General features: G+C 42.8%; 9 protein-coding genes and 1 pseudogene. 5 read left to right on the top strand and 5 right to left on the bottom strand.

Going from position 1 to position 9705, the window contains the following annotated elements:
- Window positions 1-916 (top strand): IS30 family transposase (locus L693_RS0125625; protein ID WP_025721114.1); only part of this gene is annotated, 916 nt, incomplete at its 5' end.
- A gap of 687 nt (window positions 917-1603) precedes the next feature.
- Here L693_RS0125625 and L693_RS0125620 read toward each other — a convergent pair.
- Window positions 1604-2068, bottom strand: a complete 465-nt coding sequence (locus L693_RS0125620) for a YxiF family protein (protein WP_025721112.1) — start codon at window positions 2066-2068, stop codon at window positions 1604-1606.
- 78 nt (window positions 2069-2146) lie between these two features.
- Window positions 2147-2302, bottom strand: a complete 156-nt coding sequence (locus L693_RS32535) for a hypothetical protein (RefSeq protein ID WP_155983941.1) — start codon at window positions 2300-2302, stop codon at window positions 2147-2149.
- A gap of 1400 nt (window positions 2303-3702) precedes the next feature.
- Between L693_RS32535 and L693_RS30285 the strand changes: the two genes are divergently transcribed.
- The 3 genes and pseudogenes from L693_RS30285 to L693_RS29660 form a co-directional block, all read left to right on the top strand.
- Window positions 3703-3846 carry a hypothetical protein gene (locus L693_RS30285; protein WP_155983940.1) on the top strand — a complete coding sequence of 48 codons (144 nt, stop codon included), beginning with the start codon at window positions 3703-3705 and terminating at the stop codon, window positions 3844-3846.
- A 309-nt stretch (window positions 3847-4155) separates the two neighbouring features.
- Entirely contained in the window at window positions 4156-5484 is a 1329-nt protein-coding gene (locus tag L693_RS0125595; RefSeq protein ID WP_025721107.1) for an ArsB/NhaD family transporter, read from the top strand.
- A gap of 845 nt (window positions 5485-6329) precedes the next feature.
- A pseudogene (locus tag L693_RS29660) lies at window positions 6330-6529 on the top strand (IS110 family transposase); the annotation flags it as partial.
- 70 nt (window positions 6530-6599) lie between these two features.
- Here L693_RS29660 and L693_RS0125590 read toward each other — a convergent pair.
- The 3 genes from L693_RS0125590 to L693_RS0125580 all read right to left on the bottom strand — a co-directional run bounded on the left by L693_RS0125590 (window position 6600) and on the right by L693_RS0125580 (window position 8621).
- The gene (locus L693_RS0125590; protein ID WP_025721104.1) at window positions 6600-7106 is read right to left on the bottom strand and encodes a GNAT family N-acetyltransferase; all 507 of its coding nucleotides are present in this window, start codon (window positions 7104-7106) and stop codon (window positions 6600-6602) included.
- Window positions 7107-7248: 142 nt separating this feature from the next.
- A complete protein-coding gene (locus L693_RS0125585; protein ID WP_025721102.1) occupies window positions 7249-7683 on the bottom strand; it encodes a PaaI family thioesterase in 435 nt (144 codons plus the stop codon).
- Window positions 7680-8621: a DMT family transporter gene (locus tag L693_RS0125580; protein ID WP_025721100.1), complete on the bottom strand. Its 942-nt coding sequence runs from the start codon at window positions 8619-8621 to the stop codon at window positions 7680-7682. Before L693_RS0125580 ends, L693_RS0125585 begins: the two co-directional genes overlap by 4 nt.
- Window positions 8622-8812: 191 nt before the next feature.
- On the opposite strand from L693_RS0125580, the gene L693_RS0125575 reads away from it, so the two are divergent.
- Window positions 8813-9705, top strand: an 893-nt coding sequence (locus tag L693_RS0125575) for an aminotransferase-like domain-containing protein (RefSeq protein WP_025721098.1), incomplete at its 3' end; no start/stop codon positions are given.

Raw genomic sequence — 9705 nt, 5'->3', positions numbered from 1 at the left:
AGAAATCCTGCATCAGCAGGGGAAAAGTGCAAGAGCTATTGCCAAGGAACTGGGCAGGCACCATGCGACCATTAGTCGTGAACTCCAACGCCATGACGAGCAAAAGGCGTATCATGCCGAGCGCTCTCAAGAGAGCTACCACCAGCGACGTAAGGCCTCGATCCCTGCCGGGAAGTGGACTTCTGAGCAGGCGGCGGTCATCGAAGAGAAGCTTCAAGCGACCTGGTCTCCAGAGCAGATCGTAGAACGGTTGCGTCAGGAAGGACAGCGTGTGGTGTGTTTCAAAACCATTTATCGCTGGCTGTATGCAGGCCTTTTGGTGAGAGGGACGCTAACCGTACTTCGGCACAAAGGCAAGCGACAGAAGCCAGCAGAAACCCGTGGCAAGTTTACCGTAGGTAAACCTATTTCAAAGCGCCCCAAATTCGTCCGTTCTCGGGAAACGTTCGGCCATTGGGAACTGGATACCGTCGTCTCGGGCCGTGGAAAAAGTAAAGGCTGCGTAGCCACGTTCATTGAACGCAAAACGCGTCTGTATACCGCGATCAAGATGCCTGACCGAACGGCGCTATCGATGGAGATTGCCTTTGGCATAGCCGCTTCTCAGTACCCTGCCGGAGCCTTCCAGACCGCTACCGCTGACCGAGGCAAGGAGTTTGCCTGTTATGCCAGCCTGGAAGCTACGCATGGCGTTCAAGTCTACTTTGCTGATCCTTACTCTTCCTGGCAGCGTGGCTCTAATGAGAATGCCAATGGCTTGCTGCGAGAGTTCTTTCCCAAAGGGACGGATTTCGCCCAAATCACGGATGAAGCCTTGGAAAAGGCTCTCTATCTGATGAATCACAGACCACGAAAATGTTTGGGATGGAAGACTGCTCACGAATCCTTTTTAGAAGAACTGTCGCACTTGGCTTGACAATCCGTCATTTAAAATAATATATAGGCTTACATTGGGGAATTTTATATTAAAATAAGCTAATTATTAAAAAACACATACACAAGTTCACTGCTTGTTTTGGGGGTTAAGGAGTTATTCACCAGCATTTGATGTCCCTTTCTCTTCTCCCCTTGTTTTTCTGCACGCAAAAAAAGGCTTATTCCTATCATATTTCGATTGGAATAAGCCTTTGCATGTGTATTTTATCTCTTAATTAATAGACTAGCATACCCCTTAGTGGTGCCGTACTTCGTATTACAATTCGTGATATTAAATACCATCCTAAATATTGTCTATATTTACATAATAAGACGGATTCCCTGCATCGTCTCACCTAGGTCAACCACTCATGTCCGCGTAAAAGCAGTTCTGAAATTTCTATGACTAAACTGATAACGCAAAAAAGCTTATTCCTACTCACACATTCAAGTCGGAATAAGCTTTTAAGAGGCGGTTATACGTATTTTGTTAAGGTTAAAGTTAATGGCCTATTAATGGTATTGGGTGATTCTTCTGTAAATTATAGAATATCCAATCAAGTTACTTGGTCCTTTCCCGATTCTCTTGCAATCTGGTAAGTACAAAGCTATTTTTGTACCGTCAATTTTACCAAGTATATTATTATTGGACAGTGGAATTATAACTCATGTTTTAGACTATAGCTTTCTACATGAGTAGACCCCAACTCGTAATAAGATAGTTGTGCTCTTCCACTTCTATACACAATCCATATTTCAGATCTTCAGTAGTAACTAGTAAGTCTGAGGTCAAAACAATATCAGATCCAAGAATATTATTAAGTATTAATTCCAAACTTAATAGCACCCCCCCACTGATATTATCCATATAAAATAGGACAACTGGCTTTTCAACTAGTAAATTTAATTTGGAGCGATTTACATTAACCCAGTTTAGAACCTCACTGTACTCAGTGCAACTTAAATTTTCTTTGCTAAAAACCTTCTCGTATCCTTTTCTTTTCAAATTATTTGACTGTTGATAATCAATAAATTGATTATCAGATAGTATTATATGATAATCGTTAAGATATACATCTTTTAAATTTTTTCTTTCTGCCAAGACTTCTTTTTGAAACAACAACTTCTGTAACTTCTCTTTTTTTTCTTCCAATCTACTTTTTCGCCTCCTTAAATCCGCCCTTATCTTCTGGATAATGTCCTTGAATATGTGGGAAATTTGGATCCTTACCTAAGTTTTTGTATCTCTGACCGTTTCAAATAAATCTTGACCTTCATATTTTGTACCTGCAACATGAATCGGATCATAATGTTCCGGTAAGATCATTTTGCTCATATTCCCGGTAGCATCGTATTTCATACGAGCAATGCCGCCATCTGGATACATCACCTTGACCCTGCGCCCCCGGTGGTCGTACTCGTACTCTGTGCCGGGTCCATCATCTTCTGCGTGGTTATAGTGATTCGGTTCAATCTCTTTTGCTGCCCTATCTTCACAATTCTTCTGTCTACAGTCAGCGTATGATCGCCATCTTTGATTATATTAAGCCTAATGCTCTGCTGTATTTGAGCAACTATCTCACTCCTTTCTCTGCTGGGTAATTTTTGTCCTTTTGTCTTCTCTCCTTTCGTTTTTCTGCACACAAAAAAGCTTATTCCAACTCATATTTCGAGTGGAATAAGCCTCCAGTTCATCTATGATTATTTCAAATTTATCAAATCATTATAGTCTACCTTTTTAGCAGGTGTCGCACTTCAAATTACAATCCGTCTTTAATTAAAATAAGTTTGTAATCAGTCATGAAAGCTATCCTTTCTTTGCTCTTGTAGCGGAATCCAACACATAAACACGGATGTCCCTAAGCGTCTTATATTTTCCACTCTTCCAACCATCATATACGTTCAGCATTTCCGTTTGGAAGAACTGGTTTATATCCTGTTTCATACCTCCTAGTGGAGATTCTTTCGCTACCATCTTAATACAATATCTGTACTGATCCTGAACTTCGTCTCACGATAACATTTTAACTTTCCCCTCCAACCTCAGCTGTTTGCTTACTATTCAAGCATAAGAGCCGTGTGGGGATTCGGCAAACATCAAATTCTCTGTAATTAAGCTGATAAATATGAGAAGAGAACAACTTAGCTTTATAGGCCTTTGATATTCCTAATATTTATTTACAGAGATAGGATGGGAGTATACAAATCTATAGACCTGTTCAGGAGTATGAAGTGAAACAATAAGCGAATATCTAACTTTTCTATCCCAACGCTTCGGCTACTTAGGCTTGCTCCACCAACCATAAATAGGGTAAACGCCGATAAGATTACTTGTTGCTAATAAAGAGACGGGTGCCGTAAGAAATCATCGCCTCCCATTTAAATTATATCATTATGCTATCCAAAAAAATGTGGACCGCTTCCGCTTTACTATTACTTGTGGTACGGTTCACCGTAACGGGGCTAACGGCGAAAAAGCATATGTATTAGCAATTCAATACAAAAGCCATCACTTGCATATACCAAACCAACTTGAAAGCCCGTGTTGCCGTTTTCCTACAGCAATGTCACTTACCCACCTACTGCCCATCCTTCAACCCTTCTCGCGTCAGCCTTTTAAACACCACTAACTCTTTCCTCCCGGAAAGGTCCCCCTTCCAGACTTAACGACCGATTCTAGACTACTCTCATTTTTTCAAACTAAAAAGTCCCAGTACTCAGGATATTAGCTCATACAAAGTGTGAATAATACTCATATATTACTTTTAAACGGACAGAAAGGGGACGATGAATGCTGTGGGAATAAAATTTAACAGAGCCGAAAATCACATTAGAAAAGCACGTGAACATTTTGGAAAAGTAAAGGATAAAGAGCTAGCAGAAGGCTTGAGAAGATTATGTACAGGATTACTTCGTTTAAATGATGAGTAACGCTCTACCCTTGGCCGCAGAAAATAATAATAATAACTAATTAAAACGGAAAACAAATGTACTCGATGGAGCAACACTTTACAAGTCAAATATAAGGGGGGGGAAAGTCTTGATACTCCAATTGATTATTATAATCGCTGCTTTCGTTTTTTTGTACTTCATACTAAAGCCTCCAGTTGAGGTACACGGTGACGATTCTTTGATAAGCGAAAGTGGTGTCCTTCTGCAAGTAAAACAGGATGGTGACGTAGCTAGACATATTAATATAAATTTGTATGAAGAGGGTTCTCGACTCAGGAGTGAAAGATAATGTTCCAATCAGTCGAGTTTTTCCTAACAATCATAGCTTTTTTTCTCAGCATGGTGTTCATACTTTGGAGGCCAAAAGGTTTAAATGAAGCAATCCCCGCAACAGCAGGAGCGATATTAGTACTAATAAGCGGAAGCATGACATTATCAGATTTGGTTAAGATCTCCACAATGGTAAGCGGAGCTGCAATAACCATAATAGCTACTATTTCAATGGCAATTATATTGGAGAGCTTTGGATTCTATATTTGGGCTGCTGAAGGACTGTTGGCCAAAGCAAGAGGTTCTGGAATTCGTCTGTTTTGGTACGTCAATGCAGTTTGCTTTCTTATGACTTTATTTTTCAATAACGACGGGAGCATCTTTATTACAACACCTATTTTAATTTTATTATTGAATCATCTAAAGCTGAAAAATCACGAAAAGATCCCCTATTTGCTTTCGGGCGCATTAACAGCAACCGCATCAAGCGCTCCAATCGGAGTAAGCAACATCGTCAATTTAATTGCACTAAAAATTATAGGGATTGATCTCTTCACCAATTTCCTGATGATGTTTGTTCCTTCTGTAACAGGACTGCTATTGTTTTCAGGCCTATTATATTTATGCTTCTACAAAAGACTGCCCCGGAACATATCTAACCAAAAGTTTCATAATGAAATCTATCCGCATCCTTCACAAAAATCCGGGAAAGAACGAAACCGATTAATGAGAAATATTCTACTCTTTGTATTTTCCGTACGTGTAAGTCTTTTTATTGCCTCTTATTATAACATTCCGATTGAAATTGTGGCTGTGTTAGGTTCCGTGCTTTTACTTGGGTGGCGTTGGATCTATATTAAAATACCTCCATTGGATATGTTAAAAAAAACGCCATGGTATATATTCCTGTTTGCATTTAGTATTTATATCATTATTTTTGGCTTAAATAACATTGGGTTAACAAGTATGTTAATTCACCTAACTCAACCACTGATTGCAGGAGATCTGCTCACCGCCAGTTTGATAATGGGAGTTCTTTTAACGATTATGTCCTCCTTATTTAATAATCACCCGGCATTAATGATTGGAACGGTTTCCCTTACAAGTATGAATCTAGATCCTATCAATTTAAAGGTAGCTTATCTAGCAAGTGTTATCGGCAGCGATGTAGGCTCATTGCTATTACCGATCGGTACTCTCGCATCATTAATTTGGTTGCACATAATTAGGCAAAACAACGTAAAAATAAGTTGGAAAGATTATGTGAAGGTAACGATTATCACTATCCCGCCTACAGTACTCTTTACTTTGGTTTTCTTGGCATACTGGGTGAAATGGCTATTTTAGCATCATTGTTAGAATAATCGCTTTACGTTAGGGAACGGAGGGCACGGCCTGTCAAACGGTTCCGATATAACCAAGTTGAAGAGCGTTGTTCCCCAATACGGCCTGACTTTAAAAAGCGCCCAATCCTATGATTCGCATTATAAATGGGCAGCGGCATATTGTACGGTAACCGATCAAGGCCAATATTTAATCAAACCGTTCTACGGGCGAACAAAAAAACGAGGTTGACCCCGAAAGAGCAAATTGTCAAGATTTCATCTTATGTCCGAAAACTGCAAGAAACCGGTTATCCCCATATACCTAATTATTGTCAAACAATTCTGGAAGTTATTGAGTTTCTAGACATGGAAGACTCTATTACATGACGGAGTGGGTCGAAGGCCGAAAGCTTCAAACTGAGGAGCAAGATTACCATAGCTTGGGTCGTGTGCTTGCTTAATCCCTCGTTAATCCAAGCTCTACTAAAGGGTAATGGAGAAATAAAGCCCCTGCTTCCTGAGGATGCACGTTTAGATGCCATTCAGCGGATGGACCAATGGGCTAGAATGAACTAGGAGAAGATAAATTTAATTTAAAATCTATATGGGACACAAAGATGGCTATCGGGATTTTCCCCGATAGCCAATAGCTTGTACTAGGATCATTCCTCCGCCATGTTTTTTCAAGGCTTTGCTCCCCCATGCCTCATACTTATAGCGTTGTTCCTATCCTACCTATTGTATGATGTGCCCATATCTGACCATGATGAAGTTTATCGAACTTTCGTTTTTTATGTTGCAAGATTGTAACTTCCTCCATCACTCCTACAGGAGGCAGAGTATGTATAGAACGCCGAAGCCTATCGTGAAGGATTTAAGCTGTTCAAACGTTGGATTGAAGACTTGCTCAAACCTACAGACTTAACAACGTTATCGTTGGCATGGAACCTCCTGGCCACTACTGGTTTAGCCTAGCACGCTGGCTTGTCGATAAGGGCTTTGAAGCCGTTCTGGTTAATCCTCATCTCGTCAAAAAGAACAAAGAAAACCGGGATAATACACCGTCGACTTGAAAAATATTGTCTTAGACTGCCGCTGCTTTTATTGTGCTATATTCTCCCGTTAAAACCAGAACGTTTACGTCGATAATATTGTCTTCGTATTCACTAGTTCCATTTCCATAAACACATCCGCTCTTACATAGGGCATGGGCCTGATCTGCTCAACAGGAACGTGCTTGAATCCAACCGATTCATAAAGATGAACGGCGTTTGGTAGCTTGGTGCTGCTGCCTAAAAACAGCGATGTTGCGCCAAGCCCACGTGCGTGGTTAATGGCGGCATGAATGATCTTCCGTCCGTATCCGCGCCCCCGCAACTCGGGTGTAACGCTCATCTTCGAGAGCTCGAACACGCCAGCCCCAGTCGGCACGAGTGCAACGCATCCGACGATCGAATCGCCATCGCGTGCGATGAGTACGTCTCCTCCTCTATTCATGATGTTCTCCACCGGGTTATCAAGGATGACCCGGTCCGCCTCTTCGATGGTGAAGATTCGGGCGATCCATTCCTCGTTAAGTGTTTTGAAGGCCAGAGCTTCTTCGAGCGTCTGCATCGAAGTGATCGTGAGCACTGTTTCATGCATGCTATGTTTCCTCCTCTTGTTAACCTGCCGTTTAATTGTTAGTATTCCATTACATCGTCGCCTACAGCATCAGTCCTGTCATCAAATAAACAGCAAGTCATTGAAGCCATCGCCGCTCGTTTCATGGGTATGTCCTGCGGGTCTATCTGCCTTGTGCTTTATCGCCCCTTAATGTCATACAAGTGCTTGAGGCATGAGCGATGAGTTTACCGTTCTCGTCAGTAATATTACATTGGATGAACCCAATTGTTTGTCCCCGCTTATATAGCGTAGCATGAGCCTTTATTTTGGCGTTCCAAACAGGTCTAAAAAAGTTTACTTTCATCTCGATCGTGGTGAAGGTTTCGTCTTTTTGCAACGTAGAGCCGTAGGCAATGCCCATGGCCATGTCAGCAAGAATGGCAATGATGCCGCCGTTGCATGTGCCTTGCGGATTCGCGTGTTGTTCCGAAGCCTGCATTTCATACGTGGCCTCGCCATCTTCTACGTTAATTAGCATCAGTCCCATAAGGCGCTCAACGGGAGACTGCTCCAATTCTCCGTTCAGCACTTTCCGATAATGTTCAAGAATGGTCATTTTGCATATTCACCTGCTTCTTTCCTTTGTCTCTGAATCAAATTATTCATCACCAGCGCGATGATCACGATGAAGGTCCCTGCAAACTGCAACCTTCCGACTTCAACGCCCTGGAGGGCACTGATCGTGACTGTCGTAACAGGGACGATATTCATAAATAGCATGCCGTTCTCCGGCTTCAAAATTTTATTGCCGACGTTCCATGTGAACACGGCAAGCACGCCTGCGATCAAGATCATATACAGCAGTTCCGCCCCTACGTTTCCGATCCTCTCCGCGCTTGGCATCGTCAAGGTTCCGAAGACCGTTGCCGACAGCACGATTAAAATATTCATCAAGGATCCGAAGCACGTTGTCAAAGCGGTGTAGCGAAGCGGCGACCAGCCTGCAAATTGACTGCCACCCATCGTATAGACGACCCAGCATAGAGCACCGAGCATAATCAGCAGACTGGCGCCAATATGCTCTTTGGTTTGAACGATTAGGGAGGGATCTCCATTTGTTATGACTAGCATTGCGCCTGAAAGCGCAATGAAAATTGAAATAAAAGTAGACAGCTTGGGATTGCTTTTATTCATAGCCCAATTTACGCACGTCGTCATTAGTGGCATTAACGCCATGATAACGGAGGCAATGATTGCGCCTGACGGTCCGCCGAGCTGTTGTCCGACAAAGGTAAGAAAACCGAAGCCCGAAAACCCTGCAGTGCCAAAAAACAATAACTTCCACGATTTCCCCTCCAATCGGAGAACGTTCTTCCCTTCGAAAACGATCAGCATTCCCAGAAGAATGAGGCCAGCACATATGTAGCGAATCGTTGTGAAATAGAACGGATCGAGAACCTTCAAAGCAACTTGCATGACGGGAAACATACCTCCCCACGCCAACACAGGAATCAAACAATAGGTGATACCTGTTAGTAATGTGTTTCTGTTCATACTCAAAACCTTCTTTCTTGTGCTACGCGGATTTTCCGGCGGACTTGATCAGAACCTCCTTTTTTCCATCATAAACGAATATGAATAGAACAGATCGAGAAGACTAGAACAGAAGGCAGGAGTTCCTGTATAATAGAAACACATGTGCAAGTGCGTATTTAAGGGTTAATGGTATTTGGGGGGCAAAACATATGAAAAAAACAGTTCTTTCAAGCGGATGTGCAGGCAAACTGTTTGAACAAATCTATGACTATATTCTGGATCGGATCCGTCGAGGAGAATGGAAGCCGCGTGAGAAGCTTCCCTCCATCCGCTCGCTGGCGATGGAATTCAATGTGCATCGACTGACGGTCTTTAAAGCTTATCAGCTACTGAAGGAGAATCGGATCGTCGAAGCGAAAGACAAATCCGGCTATTATGTGAGACCGGACAGCAGTCTTCCTGTAGATTCGCTGAATAATCCGATCATTTCCGCTTACGTACATGAAAGCCATCTTTCTGAAATCCATCAGGTGGAAGCCGAATATGTACTGTCGAGATCGCTGCTCGACCCGAACCTGCTCCCCAATCTTTATTTTTCGGAGTATGTGAAGCAAGTGTTCGATTTGTATCCCAAAATGCTCGGCACCTACTTTACCGCGCAAGGAGACCAGGAACTGCGGGATGCGTTGTGCCGTTACTTTACCGATTGCCATAGGTTTCACTTGTCTGCAGACGAATTATTGATCACTTGCGGATCGCAGGAGGCCATGGATTTGGTTGCCAGAGCACTGGTCAAGCCGAGAGATGCCGTTATGTTGGAGCGTCCTACCTACAGCACGGCGATTGATATTTTCAGAAGGCAAGGCGCAGCTATCGTTCCGGTTGAGATCTACCCGTACGGCTACGATCTGGAGCAGGTAGAGAAGCTGATGCAAGCCTACAAGCCGCGGCTGTTTTATCTGAATCCCACCTTTCAAAGTCCAACAGGCTATATCGTACCCGCCGAACAAAGGAAAAGGCTCGTTGAGCTTGCCGAGCGGTATCAATGTCTGCTATTAGAGGACGATCCTTACCGCGACATTTATTTTGGCGAAGAGCCGCC

Origin of the sequence: Paenibacillus sp. 1-18, from assembly GCF_000520755.1 — a bacterium.
GTDB classification, from domain to species: domain Bacteria; phylum Bacillota; class Bacilli; order Paenibacillales; family Paenibacillaceae; genus Paenibacillus; species Paenibacillus brasilensis.
Note: the sequence above shows the minus strand (reverse complement) of the source record. Positions and strands in the feature narration are given on the sequence as shown.